The organism is Streptomyces aurantiogriseus (genome assembly GCF_014649375.1).
Lineage (GTDB): Bacteria > Actinomycetota > Actinomycetes > Streptomycetales > Streptomycetaceae > Streptomyces > Streptomyces aurantiogriseus.
The window spans coordinates 665,299-684,432 of sequence record NZ_BMSX01000001.1; the positions used below are offsets into that span (position 1 = coordinate 665,299).

A 19,134-nucleotide genomic window follows, 5' to 3' on the forward strand; every position below is an offset into this window, starting at 1 on the left:
CCTCGTATGCGTGTCGTCTCTCGCGCTGTACCGCCGCTATCGCCCGGAGTCGTTCGCCGAGGTCATCGGGCAGGAGCATGTCACCGACCCGCTGCAGCAGGCGCTGCGCAACAACCGGGTCAATCACGCGTACCTGTTCAGCGGTCCGCGTGGGTGTGGCAAGACGACCAGCGCGCGCATCCTGGCCCGGTGTCTGAACTGCGAGCAGGGGCCCACACCGACCCCCTGCGGGGAGTGCGAGTCGTGCCGGGACCTCGCGCGCAACGGACCCGGGTCCATCGACGTCATCGAGATCGACGCCGCTTCGCACGGCGGTGTGGACGACGCCCGTGACCTGCGGGAGAAGGCCTTCTTCGGGCCGGCTCGCAGCCGCTACAAGATCTACATCATCGACGAGGCCCACATGGTCACGTCGGCCGGTTTCAACGCGCTCCTGAAGGTCGTCGAGGAGCCCCCGGAGCATCTCAAGTTCATCTTCGCCACCACCGAGCCCGAGAAGGTCATCGGGACGATCCGTTCGCGGACCCACCACTACCCCTTCCGGCTCGTCCCGCCGGGCACCCTGCGGGAATACCTCGGAGAGGTGTGCCAGAAGGAGGACATCCCCGTCGAGGACGGAGTGCTGCCGCTCGTCGTGCGCGCGGGCGCGGGGTCCGTGCGTGACTCCATGTCCGTCATGGACCAGCTGCTCGCCGGTGCCGGCGCGGACGGTGTGACGTATGCCATGGCCACCTCCCTGCTCGGGTACACGGACGGCTCGCTGCTCGACTCCGTCGTCGAGGCGTTCGCCACCGGTGACGGGGCCGCCGCCTTCGAGGTCGTGGACCGTGTCATCGAGGGGGGCAACGACCCCCGGCGCTTCGTCGCCGACCTGCTGGAGCGGCTCCGGGACCTGGTGATCCTCGCCGCCGTCCCGGACGCCGCCGAGAAGGGGCTCATCGACGCCCCCGCCGACGTCATCGAGCGGATGCAGGCCCAGGCCGGCGTCTTCGGCGCCGCCGAGCTGAGCCGCGCCGCCGACCTCGTCAACGAGGGCCTCACCGAAATGCGGGGCGCCACCTCGCCCCGCCTCCAGCTCGAGCTGATCTGCGCCCGCGTCCTGCTGCCCGCCGCCTACGGCGACGAGCGCTCCGTCATGGCCCGCCTCGACCGCATCGAGCGCGGCGTCAACTTCTCCGCGGGCGGAGCCGCCGCCGGGATGCCGGCCATGGGGTACGTGCCCGGCCCGGAGGCGCACGGGGGAGCGGGGGCTCCCGCCGAGGGCGCGCCGATCCCGCCGGGAGGCGGCGCCGCGGCGGCCCGGGCGGCGGTACGGGGCCCGGCTGCGGGCGCTGCGCCCGCCCAGCCCCCTGCCACCCCTACGGCTCCCGCCCCCGCGCCGACCCCTGCTCCCGCCCCCGCGCCGACCGCTGCTCCCGCCCCCGCGCCGACCCCTGCTCCTGCCGCGGCCTCCGCGCCGACGGCCGACGCCCCTTCCGCCCCCGCGGCTCCCGCCCCCGGCGCCTGGCCCACCCCCGCCGCCGCGGGCAGCGGACGCCGGCCCGGCGGCTGGCCCACGGCCGCACCCGCGGGCGGCGGCGCCCGCCCTCCGGCGACCCCGGCGGCCACCCCTGCCTCCACTCCCACTCCCCCTCCCGCCCAGGCTGCCGCCGTCTACGCACCTCCCGCCGGCGGCCTCGACCCCCGCACGCTCTGGCCCAACATCCTCGAGGCGGTCAAGAACCGCCGTCGCTTCACCTGGATTCTGCTCAGCCAGAACGCCCACATCGCGAGCTTCGACGGCACCACCCTCCAACTCGGCTTCGTCAACGCCGGCGCCCGCGACAACTTCGCGAGCAGCGGCAGCGAGGACGTGCTGAGGCAGGCGCTGGCCGAGCAGTTCAACGTCCAGTGGAAGATCGAGGCGATCGTCGACCCGTCCGGCGGCGGCTCGATGCCCCCGCCGACCGGCGGCTTCGGCGGTTCCTCCGGCCCGTCCGGCCCCTCCGGCTTCGGCGGAGGCGGCGCCCCGGGCGGTGGCTACGGCAACGCCGGCGGCTACGGCAATTCCGGCGGCTACGGCGGCGGCGGTACGGCATCCCAGCATGCGCCCGCACCCACGCCGGCCGCTCCCACCCCGGCCCCGGCCCGGCCCACGCCCCCGTCGACCCCCGCCCCCGTCTCCACCCCCACCCCTGCACCCTCCTCCGCTCCGGAACACGTGGCTCCCGAGGACGACATCCCCGAGGACGACGACCCCGACCTCAACGAGAGCGCACTTTCCGGCCACGAACTGATCGTGCGGGAGCTGGGGGCGACGGTGGTGGAGGAGTTCACGAACGAGTAGGAGGCGCTCACCCGGTCCGGCCGACGCCCACAGCGACACAGGGCACGGCTTTGGAGGAACGCACAGCTTCCCGACCCGGCCCCCTTCGGAAGCCCGCACAAAACACCGCACGCCCAGCCCGTTAGGCTGACCCCGTGAACGTCCTCGTCATCGGCAGCGGCGCCCGCGAACACGCCCTGTGCCGCTCACTGTCCCTCGACCCCGCCGTCACCGCGCTGCACTGCGCCCCCGGCAACGCCGGCATCGCCGAGGTCGCCGAGCTGCACCAGGTCGACGCTCTGGACGGCGGGGCCGTATCCGCGCTGGCCAGGGAGCTCGGCGCCGACCTCGTCGTCGTAGGCCCGGAGGCTCCCCTTGTGGCCGGGGTCGCCGACGCCGTGCGTGAGGCGGGCATCCCGGTGTTCGGCCCGTCCAAGGAGGCCGCGCAGCTGGAAGGCTCAAAGGCGTTCGCCAAGGACGTGATGGCCACGGCCGGTGTGCCGACCGCCCGCTCCTACGTCTGCACCACCCCCGACGAGGTGGCCGAGGCCCTCGACGCCTTCGGCGCCCCGTACGTGGTCAAGGACGACGGCCTGGCCGCCGGCAAGGGCGTCGTCGTGACCAGCGACGTCGAGGCCGCGAAGGCACACGCGGCCGCCTGCGAGCGGGTCGTCATCGAGGATTTCCTCGACGGCCCAGAGGTCTCCCTCTTCGCGGTCACCGACGGTGAGACGGTCGTCCCGCTCCAGCCCGCCCAGGACTTCAAGCGCGCGCTCGACGGCGACGAGGGCCCCAACACCGGCGGCATGGGCGCGTACTCCCCGCTGCCCTGGGCCGACCCGAAGCTGGTCGACGAGGTCATGGAGACCGTGCTCCAGCCGACCGTCGACGAGATGCGCCGCCGCGGCACCCCCTTCTCCGGCCTGCTCTACGCCGGACTCGCGATCACCAGCCGAGGTGTGCGGGTCATCGAGTTCAACGCCCGCTTCGGCGACCCGGAGACCCAGGTCGTCCTGGCCCGCCTGAAGACCCCGCTCGCCGGGCTCCTGATGGCCGCCGCCACCGGCAACCTCGCCGACCTCGCTCCCCTGCGCTGGAGCGACGAGGCGGCCGTCACCGTGGTCGTCGCCTCGCACAACTACCCCGGCACCCCGCGCACCGGCGACCCGATCACCGGTCTGGACGAGGTGGCCGCCCAGGACGCCCCGCACGCGTACGTCCTGCACGCCGGCACGAAGCGCGACGGCGACGCGGTGGTCAGCGCGGGGGGCCGCGTCCTGTCCGTCACGGCGACCGGCAAGGACCTCACGGAGGCCCGTGAGCGGGCGTACCGCTCGGTCGCGCGGATCGGCCTCGACGGCTCCCAGCACCGTACGGACATCGCGGCGAAGGCGGCGGGCGCGTAACACTCCGCGCAGGATGCCCGCGTGAGCCGCCCCCCCCGTAAGTCGCCGAAGTGCAGGCTTCTGAACAGGCCCCGGATCCCCTGGGAACCCCCCAGGGAACCCGGGGCCTTTTCCTTGCCCACCGTCATCCACCTCTCCCCAAAGCCATTCCATCGAGTGAGCGGTGCCGCTTCCGGCTGACGGCGGTCGCAGGGCCAACTAGGGTGCGGCGCAAGCGTCCGGCACTTGGCCCATCGGCATTGCGATGTCAGTGGCGGGTGCCACAGTGGGGGAGTGAGCAAGACCAGGAGAGTCAGGACATCCAGGACTGCGGGGAGGGGGTGAGGTCCGGTCGTGACCGGTATGGGAATGGAGGCGGGCGCGCAGGCCGCACGGGCCCGGGCGCTGGGTGTGCTGCGCATCCGCAACCGGGCGCTCGCGGTCGCGCTGCTGCCCACGGCGGCCGCCGTGATCCTGCTGGCAGGCGGTTCCGCCGGGCACCTCATGGGTCCCGGCTGGGACGTCGCCCGCTGGGCCGTGTTCGCGCTCGCGCTCCTCGTCCTGCTCGCCGCCGGTGTCATCGCCCTGGTCGTCGCCCGCGCCCGCCCCGCCGTCAGTCCCACGGTCGCGCTGGCCGAGAGCGCGGCCCCCGACCTGTACCGGATGGTGCGCGACCTCGCCGACCGGCTCGACGTTCCCGCGCCCTCCGCGATAGCGCTCACCCCGGACTGCGACAGCTGGCTGGAGGACCGCACCCACCCGGCGCACGGCCCGCCCACGCCCCGGCGCGGCGACGAGATAGCCGGCCCGGGCCCCGCACCCCGGCACCCGCACCGGCGTACGCATGCCGCGCCCGTCCTCGTCATCGGCTCCCCGTTCCTGTGGTGGATGCGGGTGGGCGAGCTGCGCGCCGTCCTCGCGCCGGTCGTCGCAGGTACGGGACCCTCGGCACACCCCGACATAGCGGCGGCCCGGCGGTTCGTGCGGGGGCTGGACGCCGCGGTGGCCGTCTCCGCCGACCGCGGCCGCTGTCCGGGCATACGCCTGGTCTGCGCCGGCGTCGGCTGGGTCGCGCGGCTGCTCCTGCGCGGCTGCCAGGTCCATGCGGCGGAGATGGAGCGGGGGGTGGCCGCGGCGGCCGCCGAGCGTGCACAGGCTGTGGATTACGGCCTGCGGATCGTCGCCCAGGAGCAGGTGGGCCTGGCCTACGCGGGCTGGGACCGCCTCCTCACGCGCGTGGCGCTGCCCGCCTGGCGGATGGGCCGCTGGCCGTCCCGGCTGGACGCGGGCGTCGTCGCCGCCCTCACCGAACTGTCCCGACGCGACCGGCTGGCCGAGGGCTTCGCCTCCCGCCTCGGCGAGCGCCCCGCCTGCGACCTCCTCGAAGAGCCCGGCGCGGTCGACGAGGCCGCCTCCCTCCTCGCCGCCCGCCTCTTCCACGGCGGCCCGGCGGAGACCGGCTCCGACTGGTCCCCGGTGGACTGGCGGGAGTATCCGGACGAGGTCGTGGACCGCAAATGGCGCACCGACGCGGCCCGCCTCCACCGCGTCCTCGACGCCCTGGGCGTCCGCCGCACCCCCGACCCCGCCACCCCCGCCTGCGACGGCCCGACACTGGCCCGCGTACTGGACCACCTGACGGCGGCAGGGAGCACGCCCCCCACGGCGCCCGCCTGGGACGACCACCCACACCCGCCCGCGCTCCTCCCGGAGGGCGTAGCCCTGCATACGCCGGCCACCACGGAAGCACCAGAGCTTCCGGAGGCCCCGGGCCCCGCGAAGTTCCCGGAGACCCCGAAGTTCCCGGAGGCTCCCAAGTCCCCGGGCATCCCGGAGGCCGTCCTTCATACGCCGACCACATCGGAAGCTCCAGAGCTTCCGAGGGCCCCGAAGCCCCCAGAGGCTCCAGAAACCTCGGAGACCTTGAATGCCCCGGAGGTCCCGGAAGCCTCGGAGACCTTGAATGCCCCGGAGGTCCCGGAAGCCTCGGCCACTGCGGAAACCCCGGAGGGCCGGGAGCCCTCAAAAACTCCGCAGATCTTGGCGGCCCCGAATGTTCCGGAAGCTCCGGAAGCTCCGGAAGCCCCGGAAGCCCCGGAAGCCCCGGAGCCGTCAGATGCCTTGAAGCCCTCGGAAGCCCCAGAGAGCTTGAAGGTCCCGGAGGTCTCCAGCGCCCCGATAGCCCCACCGGCCCCGCAAACCCAGGACACCCCGGACACCCAGGACACCCCGGACACCCAGGACACCCAGGACACCCCGGTACTCCCACCCCCAGCGCCCCCAACCCCCAGCGCCCCGGCCGACGAAGACGCTGTCCTCTCCGTCGACGACACCGACGGCACCAGTGGCGTCAACGACCTCCCCGCCCCCAGCCCTCGTAGCGCCGCCCTGGCCGCCCGTCTCGGTGCCGAGCTGGCCCGGGAGGAGAGCGAGGCCGCTCCTTCGGCCCCCGTCGGCCCCCCGGCGCCCGGTCAGGGTCTCGACGCGGGCCCTCTCTGGGACGGCGGCACACTCCCGCTCTTCCCGCTTCAGCCCCCGCGCACCGACCGCGAGCTCCTCACCGACCACGTCACGGCGATGGTCTGCTGCGCCGCGATGGACACCGTGGGAGCCACCCCGGGCCTCGACTGGCTCGACGGCCCGACCCTGCTCGTGGACGGCCGGCGCGTGACCGACCTGACTCCTCGGGTCCTCAGTCTGGTCGAGGACGGCGACGCGGCCCCGCTGCGCAGCTGGCTGGTGGAGCTCGGGATACGCCCGGAGAAGCCGGTACGCCTCGGCTGAAGCGTCCCGGCGCACCCGCCGGCCGCCACCGCGACACCGTGGCCCCGCACCACCGCGGCCCCGCACCACCGCGGCCCCGCACCGCCGCGACCCCGTGACAGGGCGGCACCGCGACCGCAGGGCCACGGTCCCGCCGACACCCGGCACATACCGGATCACTCGGTTCCACTTTCAGCCAATTCGCAACGAATAGTGACTGTCTGCGCGCGTTATGTGATGTGCTGGGATCGATCGCGCCCATGGCATGGGCGTGCGACATAGGACAAACACACGAACGCCACGTTCCATCAGGTCACCAGCACATCGCAGCAGGTCACCAGCACACCGCAGACAACAGCCCGGGCAACGAACCCGCGGGGGCCAAAGGGGAGGGGAGCACCATGGGGCAGAACCACATCCGCCGATGGGAGTCAGGAGCGCTGGCGCACGCCGTGACGGACCCCTTCGGACAGGGCCCCGTTCCCTGGCTGCGCGGCACCGAGACGTACTTCGACGACGCCGTCGGCCAGGTCGTCCCCTGGTACGTCGACCCGGCCTCCACCCCCACCCAGGAAGCCCCCCGGATCCCCTCCCCCCGAACCGCCGGAGGACCCCGCTCGGCCGACGACGTCCGCCGGCAGATCAAGGGCTTCATCTCCACCGGCGCGGTCGCCCCCGGCGACGCCGTCGACTTCCACATCACGGTCGACCCGCCCCAGGAATTCAGCGTCGACATCTACCGCATCGGCCACTACGACGGCGACGGCGCAGCCAAGATCACCACCAGCCCGCGTCTCTCCGGCATCGTCCAGCCCCCACCCCTGACCGCCGACCGCACGGTCTCCTGCCACCACTGGTGGCTCTCCTGGCGCCTGCAGGTCCCGTCGTACTGGAACGTCGGCGCGTACGTCGCCGTCCTCACCACCGCCGACGGCTACCGCTCCCACATCCCCTTCACCGTCCGCGACACCCGCCGGGCCGACCTGCTTCTGCTGCTCCCCGACATCACCTGGCAGGCGTACAACCTCTACCCGGAGGACGGCCGCACCGGCGCCAGCCTCTACCACGCCTGGGACGAGAACGGCCGCCTGCTGGGCGAGGCCGACGCCGCCACGACCGTCTCCTTCGACCGCCCGTACGCCGGAGCCGGCCTCCCCCTCCACGTCGGCCACGCCTACGACTTCATCCGCTGGGCGGAGCGCTACGGCTACGACCTCGCCTACGCCGACGCCCGCGACCTGCACGCCGGCCAGATCGACCCCACCCGCTACCGGGGCCTGGTCTTCCCCGGCCATGACGAGTACTGGTCGCAGGCCATGCGCCGCACCGTCGAACTCGCCCGCGACAGCGGCACCTCACTGGTCTTCCTCTCCGCCAACACCCTGTACTGGCAGGTGGAGTTGGGCCCGTCCCCGTCCGGCGTCCCCGGCCGCCTGCTCACCTGCCGCAAACGCAAGGGCCCCGGCCGCTCCGTCCTCTGGCGCGAGATCGACCGCGCCGAGCAGCAGTTGATCGGCATCCAGTACGCGGGCCGGGTCCCCGAACCGCACCCGTTGATCGTCCGCAACGCCGACCACTGGCTGTGGGAGGCGACCGGCGCCCACGAGGGCGAGGGCATCGAGGGCCTGGTCGCGGGCGAGGCCGACCGCTACTTCCCGCGCACCCCGCTCCCGCCCCACGAGGAGCGCACCCTCCTCGCCCACTCCCCGTACACCGACAGCGAGGGCGTCCTGCGCCACCAGGAGACCTCCCTCTACCGCGCCCCCTCCGGCGCCCTGGTCTTCGCCTCCGGCACCTTCGCGTGGTCCCCGGCCCTGGACCGCCCCGGCCACGTCGACCCCCGTATCCAGCGCGCCACGGCGAACCTCCTGGACCGCATCTGCAAACGGGACTGACGACCCCACCCAGCCCCCCGGCCTGCGGCTCGTCCGACCCTCTGTCCTTGATCAACCCCGGTGTACGGGACAATCAACCCATAGGACAGAACCACGGGGAGGAACCGTGTCCGGATTCGTAGAAAAGCCCGAACCCCTCGAGGTCCCGGGCCTGGTGCATCTGCACACCGGCAAGGTGCGCGAGCTGTACCAGAACGAGGCGGGCGACCTCGTGATGGTCGCCAGCGACCGCACGTCCGCCTTCGACTGGGTGCTGCCGACCGAGATCCCCGACAAGGGCCGCATCCTCACCCAGCTCTCCCTGTGGTGGTTCGACCGGCTCGCCGACCTCGTCCCCAACCACGTCCTCAGCACCGACCTGCCCGCCGGGGCCCCCGCCGACTGGGCCGGCCGCACCCTGGTCTGCAAGTCGCTGCAGATGGTCCCCGTGGAGTGCGTGGCCCGCGGCTACCTCACCGGCTCGGGCCTGGCCGAGTACAACGACACCCGCACGGTCTGCGGCCTCGCCCTTCCCGAGGGTCTGGTCGACGGCAGCGAACTCCCCGCCCCGATCTTCACTCCGGCCACCAAGGCCGCCGTCGGCGACCACGACGAGAACGTCTCCTACGAGGAGGTCGCCCGCCAGGTCGGCGCGGACACCGCCGCCCAACTGCGCCAGACGACCCTCGCCGTCTACGGCCGCGCCCGCGACATCGCCCGCGACCGGGGCATCATCCTCGCGGACACCAAGTTCGAGTTCGGCTTCGACGGGGAGACGCTCGTCATCGCCGACGAGGTCCTCACCCCGGACTCCTCCCGCTTCTGGCCTGCCGACCGGTGGCAGCCGGGCCGCGCGCAGCCGTCGTACGACAAGCAGTTCGTGCGCGACTGGCTGACCTCGGCCGAGTCCGGCTGGGACCGCGCGAGCGAGCAGCCGCCGCCGGCGCTGCCCCAGGACATCGTGGAGGCGACCCGCGCCAAGTACGTCGAGGCGTACGAGCGCCTGACGGGCAGCAGCTGGACGTAGCCGCACGCGAAGGGCCCCGGGAAGCCGGGGCACGAGAAAACCCCGGTCCACCGGACCGGGGTTTCGCTGGAGCGGACGACGAGGCTCGAACTCGCGACCTCAACCTTGGCAAGGTTGCGCTCTACCAACTGAGCTACGTCCGCAGTGCGCCGTGGCGCGAGAGCAACTATACCCAACCCCGCTCGCGTGCGAGCCGCACCGCCGCATGTCGATTCTCCGCCCCGAGTTTGGACACGGCCGACGACAGGTAGTTCCGCACGGTTCCCGGGGACAGCGCGGCCCGCTCGGCGATCTCCGCGACGGGCGCCCCGTCGGCCGCCAGTTCCAGCACCTCGGCCTCGCGCGAGGTCAGCGGCGAGTCTCCGGCGGCGATCGCGTCGGCGGCCAACTCGGGGTCGACGTAACGGTTTCCGGCGTGCACGGTACGGATGAGCTCCGCGAGCCGTTGCGCGCTCACCGTCTTCGGGACGAACCCGCGCACACCCGCCGCAAGCGCCCGCTTCAGATGCCCGGGCCGGCCGTGACTGGTGACGATCAGCACCTGGCAGGCAGGCAGTTCGGCCCGCAGCGATGTGGCGACCTTCACACCGTCGGCGCCCGGCATCTGCAGATCCAGGACGGCGACGTCCGGTGCGTGCGCCCGCGCCATCGCCAGCGCCTCGGGCCCGGTGGCCGCCTCGGCGACGATCACCAGGTCGTCCTCCAGCGAGAGCAGCGCGGCCAGCGCACCCCGGATCAGATGCTCGTCGTCGGCGAGCAGCACGCGCACGGTCATGCGGTGACCTCACTCACCACAGCCGCCTCCCGCAGCGGTACCTCGGCCACCACCCGGAACACCCCGTCCCCGGCGAACCCCGCCTCCAAGGTCCCGTCCACGCCCGCCAGCCGCTCCCGCAGCCCCGCGAGCCCGGAGCCGCCGCTCACACCGGCACCTCCTCCTTCGGCGGCCCCGTCGTTTTCCACCGTCAGCACCACATGCCCCTCCGTCACCCGCAGGCCCACGGAACACCGACCGGCGTCCCCGTGCCGCAGCACATTCGTGGTCGTCTCCCGCACCACCCAGCCGAGCGCCGACTGCACCTCGGCGGGCAGCCCGGCGGCCTCCCCGCGCACCTCGCACTCGATCCCGGCCGCCGTCAGCACCCCTTGCGCACCGGCGAGTTCGACCCCGAGGTCGGCCTCCCGATATCCCCGTACGACGTCCCGCACCTCGCGCTGCGACTCCTGCGCGATGCGCTGCACCTCGATCATCTGCTCCACGGCCTCCGGCCGGCCCCGCCGGGCCAGTTGCACGGCCAGCTCGCTCTTCAGCGCGATCACCGCCAGGTTCCGTCCCATCACGTCGTGCAGATCCCGCCCGAACCGCAGCCGCTCCTCGGCGACGGCGAGCCGGGCCTCGACCTCACGGGCCCGCTCCGCCTCCCACAACACCGCCAGGGTCCAGGCGCCGCAGCGCGAGGCGAGCAGGGAGAACGCCGTGCCGAAGGCCGTCACGACGCCGATCGCGAGGATGCGCACAGGGTCCGGGTCGGCCAGGCCGAACACGACCATGAGCAGCACGGTCAGCACGGCGGAGTGGCGCAGGAACACCCGGACGGGGACCATCAGCCCGTACAGCAGTCCGAAGGGCAGCAGGGCGGCGCCGATGGAGAGCCTGATCGTCACCGGGTCGGTGCCGTCCAGCGCGGCGAGCGCCAGATCCAGCGCCAGCCCGAGGGCCAGCAGGACGGCCGCGCCGCGCAGGGCGCGGGGCGGGAGTTCGGCGCGGCCCAGGTAGTGGTCGAGCACGGGCCGGGTGAGCCGGTTGGCCTCCGCGCACTGCAAGGTGCCCACCAGCAGCAGGAGGCCACCGACGATCACCGGCACAGGACGGCGGTCGAGGCCGCCCACCAGCGGCATCGCGAGCCAGGCGAGGGAGAAGAACCAGGTCGTGGCGTACCAGGTGATCACGCTCTGCAGTTCGACCCGTTCGGCCTTGCTGCGGTCCCGCCAGTGGCGCCGCTGCCACCCCCGTATCCGGCCGAACATCGTTCCCCTCCCGTACCTTGCCCCCGGCGTGGTCAGCGCCGCGGTTCCCACCGGAACCACCGTCCCACAGCAAACACCGCCAGCACGGTCCAGGCCAGCGCGGTGGCCAGGGAGCCCAGGGCCTCGTACGCCGACAGGTCGCCGGTCCAGCCGCTGCGGACCAGGGTGATGACCGGGCTCAGCGGCAGCAGTTCGCAGACGGAGGCGACCCGGTCGGGCAGCAGTTCCAGGGGGACGGTCACCCCGGAGGCCACCATCGAGACCAGGACGAACGGCAGGGTGGTCACCTGAGCGCTCTCCACGGTCCGGGTCACGCTCGCCGTGACCGCCGCCAGCGCCGCGCACATCACCAGCCCCAACAGCACGCCCAGAACGGCGAGATGGGGCGCCTCGGGGGCCGGCACGTCGAGGAAGGCCGTACAGCCCACCGCCAGCACCAGGCACTGCACCAGCCCCATGGTGAACACCGGCAGCGCGGATCCGGCGATGATCTCGGTGTCTCGCAGCTCACCGGTGCGCAGCCGCTTCAGCACGAGTTCCTCGCGTCGGGCGGTGTAGATGGCGGTGAGCGCCGCGTACACACCGAACAGCAGCGAGAACCCGATCGCGGCGGGCAGCAGCACGAGCCCGACGGTGAGCCCGGAGTCCTCGACGTCCATGTCGTCGACCACCGGACGCAGGCTGAACGGCAGTGCGAGCGGCACCAGCACGGCCGAGATGACCGTGGCCTTGCTGCGCCCGAGCAGGGTGAGCTCGGCGCGGGCGAGCGCGGCCATCCGGCTCGCCGGGGTGGTGACCGAACCCTTGACCATGGCGCCGCTCATGCCGCGACCTCCTGCTCCGAAGCCTGCTCCGACGCGTCCCGGGCGATCTGCAGGAACGCCTCCTCCAGCGAGGCCGACCGCACGTCCAGCGCCTTCAGTTCGACACCGGCCCGCTCGGCCCACACCAGCAGCCCGGTGGCCGCCCGCTGCAACTCCCGCGTCCGCAGCCGTACGAGGCGCCCTTCGACCTCGTGGTCGGACACTCCCAGCTCGCCCAGCGGCGGCAGATCACCCACGAAGTACCCCTCGGGCAGCTGGAAGGAGATCCGGGACGGCTGCGCGGCGGTCACCTCGGCAGGCGTCCCGGCGGCAGCGATGCGCCCCTGGTGCAGGACGGCCAGCCGGTCGGCAAGGCCCTCCGCCTCCTCCAGGTAGTGCGTGGTCAGCAGCACGGTCGTCCCGGCGTCGCGCAGGGCCCGCACCAGGTCCCAGGTGTCGCGGCGGCCCTCGGCGTCCAGACCGGTCGTCGGCTCGTCGAGGAACAGCACCTCCGGCTTCCCGAGCAGCGCCAGCGCCAGATCCAGCCGCCGCCGCTCACCGCCGGACAGCTGCTTCACCCGCACGTCGGCCTTCCCGGCCAGTCCGACCAGCGCCAGCGCCTCCCCGACCGGTCGCGCCCCGCTCACACAGCCCGCCCACATCCGCGCGGTCTCCTTGACGGTCAGCTCGGAGGGAAAGCCACCCTCCTGCAACATCACGCCGGTGCGCGGCCGTACGACGGCCCGCTCGGTGTACGGGTCGTGGCCGAGGATCCGGATCCGACCACCGTCGGGCCGCTCGAGCCCCTCCAGCAGTTCCACCGTCGATGTCTTGCCGGCCCCGTTGGTGCCCAGCAGCGCGAAGATCTCCCCACGGTCGACGTGGAAGGAGATCCCACGGACCGCTTGGAACCCGCCCCCGTACACACGCCGGAGGTCGGTGACCTCAATCACGTGTTCTTTCGTGTCCCTGGCTTCCATGACTCCAGGGTCCCGGCGCACACAGGCCGGCAGCAGTGCGCACTGTCATCACTCCGTATGACAAATGTCAGACGGTCACGGCGGGAACACGAAAAGACCCCGGTCCAATGGACCGGGGTCTCATTCCCGAGCGGACGACGAGGCTCGAACTCGCGACCTCAACCTTGGCAAGGTTGCGCTCTACCAACTGAGCTACGTCCGCATTGCCTCCGACCAGCTTTCACCGATCGGCGCGAGCACCAGCCTACCTGATCCACCAGCGTGGTCGGGACGGCGATGCAGAGCGGGTGACAGGAATCGCACACTGCGCCTTCCCCCTGGAAGGGGGATGTTCTACTACTGAACTACACCCGCATGGCCTCCGTGAGCTGGGCTTTTCGGCCCCGCCCGGCGGCGTGCTCCAGACATTAGCCGACCATGAGGGGGGTAGCGCAAGTCGGTTGTCCCCAGGGCCCGCTGAGGGGCCCCGGGGTCGTCCCGGCGGACCTGGGCGCGGAGGGGATCACTGCGCCTCGGCGAACGCCTCGTAGACCTTCTTGGGGATCCGCCCGCGTGCGGGCACCTCCATCTTGTTCGCCTGGGCCCAGGCGCGGACCGCAGCAGGGTCGGGGGCGACCTCCGTCTGCTTGAACGCCTTGCCGGACCTCGACCGCTTGCGGCCGGCCTCCACGTACGGCGCGAGCGCCTTACGCAGTTTCTTGGCATTGGTTTCATTCAGGTCGATCTCGTACGACTTGCCGTCGAGTCCGAAGGCGATCGTTTCCGCCGCTTCCGAGCCGTCGATGTCGTCAAAGAGAGTGACCACGACCTTCTGCGCCACGAATATCGGTCCCTTCGTGCGACAGCTCTGCGATGACGTGCCAAGACGTCACGGAGTTGTCGACTGTCCGCCTGTTATGGGGCAAAGTATCGGCTATTGCCATTTCATTTGTACAGTGCCCGGCAATGGAATGTGAAGCTGAACTAAATCTTCCCGCGTGTCCCAGCGCAATAGGCGAGCAGGGTCCATCGGGGATCTTTCGCTGAACTTTTCGTGAAGGGCCTGCTCCGCCACCCGATCCAGCCAGCGAAAGTGATGGCGCTCACGTAGATTCCTACAACTCTACTCGCGTAGAAATTTTGTGCGGGTAGTCTGAAGACACCTGCAGGGACCTGCTCAGCACCACAACACCGGGAGTGCCAGTGGCACGCGTCGTAGTCGACGTCATGCTCAAGCCGGAGATCCTCGACCCCCAGGGCCAGGCGGTGCAGCGCGCGCTGCCGCGGCTGGGTTTCGAAGGCATCTCCGACGTACGTCAGGGAAAGCGATTCGAACTGGAAGTTGACGGTCCGGTCGACGAGGCCGCGCTCGCCCGCATCCACGATCTTGCGGAATCCTTCCTCGCCAACACCGTGATCGAGGACTTCACCGTCAAGGTGGAGGAAGTCGCGGAGGCCGCGAAGTGACCGCTCGTATTGGCGTCGTCACTTTCCCGGGCAGCCTCGACGACCGGGACACCCAGCGCGCGATCCGCCTCGCGGGCGCAGAACCGGTCGCCCTCTGGCACAAGGACAAGGACCTCCACCAGGTCGACGCCGTGGTGCTGTGCGGTGGTTTCTCCTACGGCGACTATCTGCGGGCCGGTGCCATCGCCCGCTTCTCGCCGGTGATGGAACCCCTCATCGAGCAGGCGAAGGCCGGCCTTCCGGTCCTCGGCATCTGCAACGGCTTCCAGATCCTCACCGAGGCCCACCTCCTCCCGGGTGCGATGCTCGGCAACGACCATCTCCACTTCATCTGCAAGGACCAGAAGCTGCGGGTGGAGAACGCCGGCACCTTGTGGACCAGCGACTATGAGCAGGGTCAGGAGATCAGCATCCCGCTCAAGAACATGGACGGCCGCTACGTCGCCGACCAGTACACGCTGGACAAGCTGGAAGCCGAGGGCCGGGTCGCCTTCCGGTACATCGCCCGCGGCGAAGCCGCTGATGGATACGGCAACCCCAACGGCAGCCTCCGCGACATCGCCGGCATCACCAACGAGGCCGGCAACGTCGTAGGCCTGATGCCGCACCCGGAGCACGCCGTGGAGCCGCTCATCGGCACCGGCCGCACCGACGGCCTCCCCTTCTTCACCTCGATCCTCAAGAAGCTGGTCAACGCATGAGCCGGACGCCTCTGGACACGGTCGAGCACGCGGCCGCGACCCCCGACGTCGAGCTGCCCTGGGCCGAACTCGGCCTGAAGAAGGACGAGTACGAGCGCGTGGTCGAGATCCTCGGCCGCCGGCCCACCGGTGCCGAGCTCGCCATGTACTCCGTCATGTGGTCCGAGCACTGCTCGTACAAGTCGTCGAAGGTGCACCTGCGCCAGTTCGGCGAGAAGGCCCCGCAGAGCGACGCGATGCTCGTGGGCATCGGCGAGAACGCGGGCGTGGTGGACGTCGGCCAGGGTTACGCCGTGACCTTCAAGGTCGAGTCGCACAACCACCCCTCCTACGTCGAGCCCTACCAGGGCGCGGCCACGGGCGTCGGCGGCATCGTCCGCGACATCATCGCGATGGGCGCGCGCCCGGTCGCGGTCGTGGACCCGCTGCGCTTCGGCGCGGCCGACCACCCCGACACCAAGCGCGTCCTCCCGGGCGTCGTCGCCGGCATCGGCGGCTACGGCAACTGCCTCGGCCTGCCGAACATCGGCGGCGAGGTCGTCTTCGACGCCTGCTACCAGGGCAACCCGCTGGTCAACGCCGGTGCCATCGGCGTCATGCGGCACGAGGACATCCACCTCGCCAAGGCGTCCGGCGCGGGCAACAAGGTCATCCTGTACGGCGCCCGCACCGGCGGCGACGGCATCGGCGGCGCGTCGATCCTCGCCTCCGAGACCTTCGACGACGCGAAGCCCTCCAAGCGCCCGGCCGTCCAGGTCGGCGACCCCTTCCAGGAGAAGCTCCTCATCGAGTGCACCCTGGAGGCCTTCAAGGAGAAGCTGGTCGTCGGCATCCAGGACCTCGGCGCGGCGGGCCTGTCCTGCGCGACGAGCGAGCTGGCGTCGAACGGCTCGGGCGGCATGCGCGTCACGCTCGACGACGTACCCCTGCGCGACTCGACCCTGTCTCCTGAGGAGATCCTCATGAGCGAGTCGCAGGAGCGCATGTGCGCGGTCGTCGAGCCCGGGAAGGTCGACCGCTTCCTCGAGATCTGCGACAAGTGGGACGTCATCGCCACCGTCATCGGTGAGGTGACCGACGGCGACCGCCTGGAGATCTACTGGCACGGCGGCAAGATCGTCGACGTCGACCCGCGGACCGTGGCGCACGAGGGCCCGGTCTACGAGCGCCCGTACGCCCGCCCGTCCTGGCAGGACACCCTCCAGGCGGACGACGCGAACAAGCTCCCGCGTCCCCAGAGCTCCGAGGAGCTGAAGGACCAGGTCCTGAAGCTGGTGGGCTCCCCCAACCAGGCCTCCAAGAAGTGGATCACGTCCCAGTACGACCACTTCGTGCAGGGCAACACGGTGCTGGCCCAGCCCGAGGACTCGGGCATGATCCGCATCGACGAGAAGACCGGCCTCGGCGTCGCCATCGCGACGGACGGCAACGGCCGGTACGCCAAGCTGGACCCGTACGCGGGCGCGCAGCTGGCCCTCGCCGAGGCCTACCGGAACGTGGCGACGACCGGTGCCAAGCCGCTCGCCGTCTCCGACTGCCTGAACTTCGGCTCGCCCGAGGACCCGGCGGTGATGTGGCAGTTCGCGGAGGCGGTGCGCGGCCTGGCCGACGCCTGCCTGCAGCTCGGCACTCCGGTGACCGGCGGCAACGTCTCGCTCTACAACCAGACGGGCGAGGCGGCCATCCACCCGACCCCGGTCGTCGCGGTCCTCGGCGTCATCGACGACGTGGCCCGGCGTACGCCGGTCGCCTTCCAGGAGGAGGGCCAGCTGCTGTACCTCCTCGGTGACACACGCGAGGAGTTCGGCGGCTCGGCGTGGTCCCAGGTGATCCACGACCACCTCGGCGGCCTGCCCCCGAAGGTCGACCTGGAGCGCGAGCGCCTGCTGGCCGAGATCCTGATCTCCGCCTCCCGCGACGGCATGATCGACTCCGCGCACGACCTGTCCGACGGCGGTCTGATCCAGGCGGTCGTCGAGTCGGCCCTGCTCGGCGGCAAGGGCGCCCGCCTGGTCGTTCCGGACGGTCTGGACGCCTTCACCCTCCTCTTCTCCGAGTCGGCCGGCCGCGCTGTCGTCGCCGTCCCGCGCTCGGAGGAGGTCCGCTTCAACGACATGTGCGGTGCGCGCGACCTCCCGGCCACCCGCATCGGCGTCGTCGACGGCGAGACGGTGGAGCTCCAGGGCGAGTTCGAGCTGTCCCTGGAGGAGCTGCGCACGGCCCACGAGGAGACCATCCCGGCGCTGCTCGCGTAGTCGGCCGTAAAAACGACGAAGGCCCCGCCCGTTCCGACGGGCGGGGCCTTCACACGTGTCGAGGTCGTGTGGCGAGACGGACGCCCTCGGCCGCGCTGTCAGAGGCGGCTGTTAACGTCGGCGGCATTCATCGGGGGATGGGGGAGCCGGGTGCGCGGCCGACGGCACCTGCGCCTGGTACGCGCGCCTGGAGTCCCCCGCCTCCGAGCAGCTCTGGCTGCCCGACGAGGCGCTGGATGCCCCGGCCGACCCACACGTCTTCCGTGAGCGGTGCGCCCTGCGGCTGACCACCGACAGGGCCCGCACCCTCTTCGACACGGAATACGCCGGCACGGAGAACGTCGGCCCGGACGACGCACCCACCGACGACCCCTACGAGGCATGGTGGGCCGACGTCCAGACCTTCTACGACCAGGACACCCCGAACGTCTACTTCGGCTCCACAGGCTCCACCAAGGCCGCCGACGCGCCCCTCTCCCCGGGCACCGCCGGCCGCCACGGGCACACCGGCCAGTGGTGGGCCACCTCCGTCTGCGCCGGCGAGCCCGCCGTCCACGTCCTGCGCCTGCACTACGGCTACAGCTCCCTCTCCCTGCGCGCAGCCCCGCACTTCGAACGGCTCTTCCGGGCCTATGTCACCGACGTCGCCGCCCGCCGCGGCTGCACGGACCTGGAATTCCCCTCCGGCTCCGCCTTCCGCGCGAACTAGGCTCACGCCATGGCCCCGACAAAGAAGCGCACCCGGACCTATGACCCGGCCAGGACCCGCACCGCGGTGCGGGCACAGTTCGGGAACGTACGGGAGGCGGTGGGCACCCTCACGCCGGAGCAGCTCGCGCTGCCGACCCGGCTCGGGGAGTGGACCGTGCGGGACCTCGTGGCGCACGTCGGGATGTCCCTCGGAGCCGTGATCCGGCTGGTCGACGAGCCCGCGCCGGCGAAGCAGGAGGCCACACCCGCCGACTGGCCCGGCGCGATCGGCGCCGACGCCCCGGCCATCGCCGACCACGCCCACGCGCTCGCCGAGAAGAACCCGGACCTCGTCGCCCACCTCACCGACCGCGAGCAATGCTTCACGGCCGCGCTCGCCGAACACCCCGGCACTCGCCTGCTCGCCACCAGCGCCGGCGCCCTGACTCTCGACGACTACCTGGTCACCCGTACCGTCGAACTCGTCGTCCACACCGACGACCTCAACGCCGCCGTCCCCGGCCTGGACATCCCGTACGACCGCCAGGCCCTCGCCGCCGCCACCCGGCTTCTCGCCGACGCCCTCGCCGTCAAGGCACCCGGCGGCGCCACGGAGGTGCGCATCCCGCCGTACGCCGTCGTGCAGTGTGTCGAGGGGCCCCGGCACACCCGTGGCACCCCGCCCAACGTCGTCGAGACCGACCCGCTGACCTGGGTCCGGCTGGCGACCGGGCGGCTGGCCTGGAAGGACGCCGTCGAGGACGCGAAGGTGAGCGCGAGCGGGGAGCGGGCCGACCTCACGGCGCTGCTGCCGCTGCTGAGCTGAGCCGGGGCTGCTGGATGGAGCAGGGCCGGAATCGGGTGGAACCAACCACCC

14 protein-coding genes and 3 tRNA genes are annotated in these 19,134 nt (G+C 71.8%); 9 read left to right on the forward strand and 8 right to left on the reverse strand.

The window, feature by feature from the left end; all coding sequences use genetic code 11:
- Nucleotides 1–10 precede the first annotated feature (10 nt).
- The 5 genes from IE263_RS03165 to IE263_RS03185 all read left to right on the forward strand — a co-directional run bounded on the left by IE263_RS03165 (nt 11) and on the right by IE263_RS03185 (nt 9,354).
- A complete protein-coding gene (locus IE263_RS03165; protein WP_189931879.1) occupies nt 11–2,326 on the forward strand; it encodes a DNA polymerase III subunit gamma and tau in 2,316 nt (771 codons plus the stop codon).
- Between the two features lie 134 nt (nt 2,327–2,460).
- The gene (gene purD, locus IE263_RS03170; RefSeq protein WP_189931881.1) at nt 2,461–3,711 is read left to right on the forward strand and encodes a phosphoribosylamine--glycine ligase; all 1,251 of its coding nucleotides are present in this window, start codon (nt 2,461–2,463) and stop codon (nt 3,709–3,711) included.
- Nucleotides 3,712–4,044: 333 nt separating this feature from the next.
- Nucleotides 4,045–6,474, forward strand: coding sequence for a hypothetical protein (locus IE263_RS03175; protein WP_189931883.1), 2,430 nt, complete (start codon nt 4,045–4,047; stop codon nt 6,472–6,474).
- Between the two features lie 380 nt (nt 6,475–6,854).
- On the forward strand, nt 6,855–8,348 hold the full coding sequence (locus tag IE263_RS03180; RefSeq protein WP_189931885.1) for a N,N-dimethylformamidase beta subunit family domain-containing protein: 1,494 nt from the start codon (nt 6,855–6,857) through the stop codon (nt 8,346–8,348).
- Nucleotides 8,349–8,454: 106 nt separating this feature from the next.
- A complete protein-coding gene (locus IE263_RS03185; protein WP_189931887.1) occupies nt 8,455–9,354 on the forward strand; it encodes a phosphoribosylaminoimidazolesuccinocarboxamide synthase in 900 nt (299 codons plus the stop codon).
- A gap of 67 nt (nt 9,355–9,421) precedes the next feature.
- Here IE263_RS03185 and IE263_RS03190 read toward each other — a convergent pair.
- The 8 genes from IE263_RS03190 to IE263_RS03225 all read right to left on the reverse strand — a co-directional run bounded on the left by IE263_RS03190 (nt 9,422) and on the right by IE263_RS03225 (nt 13,985).
- Nucleotides 9,422–9,497, reverse strand: a tRNA-Gly gene (locus IE263_RS03190).
- Nucleotides 9,498–9,520: 23 nt separating this feature from the next.
- Nucleotides 9,521–10,129: a response regulator transcription factor gene (locus IE263_RS03195; protein WP_189931889.1), complete on the reverse strand. Its 609-nt coding sequence runs from the start codon at nt 10,127–10,129 to the stop codon at nt 9,521–9,523.
- On the reverse strand, nt 10,126–11,382 hold the full coding sequence (locus IE263_RS03200; RefSeq protein ID WP_189931891.1) for a sensor histidine kinase: 1,257 nt from the start codon (nt 11,380–11,382) through the stop codon (nt 10,126–10,128). Before IE263_RS03200 ends, IE263_RS03195 begins: the two co-directional genes overlap by 4 nt.
- A gap of 32 nt (nt 11,383–11,414) precedes the next feature.
- Nucleotides 11,415–12,206, reverse strand: a complete 792-nt coding sequence (locus IE263_RS03205) for an ABC transporter permease (protein WP_229910770.1) — start codon at nt 12,204–12,206, stop codon at nt 11,415–11,417.
- Complete coding sequence (locus IE263_RS03210) at nt 12,203–13,165, reverse strand: ABC transporter ATP-binding protein (RefSeq protein ID WP_189931893.1); 963 nt, start codon at nt 13,163–13,165, stop codon at nt 12,203–12,205. The genes IE263_RS03205 and IE263_RS03210 overlap by 4 nt, the downstream gene beginning before the upstream one ends.
- 129 nt (nt 13,166–13,294) lie before the next feature.
- A tRNA-Gly gene (locus tag IE263_RS03215) sits at nt 13,295–13,367 on the reverse strand.
- An 80-nt stretch (nt 13,368–13,447) separates the two neighbouring features.
- A tRNA-Gly gene (locus IE263_RS03220) sits at nt 13,448–13,519 on the reverse strand.
- Between the two features lie 148 nt (nt 13,520–13,667).
- Nucleotides 13,668–13,985, reverse strand: coding sequence for a histone-like nucleoid-structuring protein Lsr2 (locus IE263_RS03225; protein ID WP_189931895.1), 318 nt, complete (start codon nt 13,983–13,985; stop codon nt 13,668–13,670).
- A gap of 362 nt (nt 13,986–14,347) precedes the next feature.
- Here IE263_RS03225 and purS point away from each other — a divergent pair, with 362 nt between their 5' ends.
- From purS to IE263_RS03245, 4 genes are all read left to right on the forward strand, one after another.
- The gene (gene purS / locus IE263_RS03230) at nt 14,348–14,611 is read left to right on the forward strand and encodes a phosphoribosylformylglycinamidine synthase subunit PurS (protein ID WP_015659417.1); all 264 of its coding nucleotides are present in this window, start codon (nt 14,348–14,350) and stop codon (nt 14,609–14,611) included.
- Nucleotides 14,608–15,312, forward strand: coding sequence for a phosphoribosylformylglycinamidine synthase subunit PurQ (gene purQ, locus IE263_RS03235; RefSeq protein WP_189931897.1), 705 nt, complete (start codon nt 14,608–14,610; stop codon nt 15,310–15,312). Before purS ends, purQ begins: the two co-directional genes overlap by 4 nt.
- On the forward strand, nt 15,309–17,567 hold the full coding sequence (purL, locus tag IE263_RS03240) for a phosphoribosylformylglycinamidine synthase subunit PurL (RefSeq protein WP_189931899.1): 2,259 nt from the start codon (nt 15,309–15,311) through the stop codon (nt 17,565–17,567). Before purQ ends, purL begins: the two co-directional genes overlap by 4 nt.
- Before the next feature lie 718 nt (nt 17,568–18,285).
- Entirely contained in the window at nt 18,286–19,083 is a 798-nt protein-coding gene (locus tag IE263_RS03245) for a maleylpyruvate isomerase family mycothiol-dependent enzyme (RefSeq protein ID WP_189931900.1), read from the forward strand.
- Nucleotides 19,084–19,134: the final 51 nt, after the last annotated feature.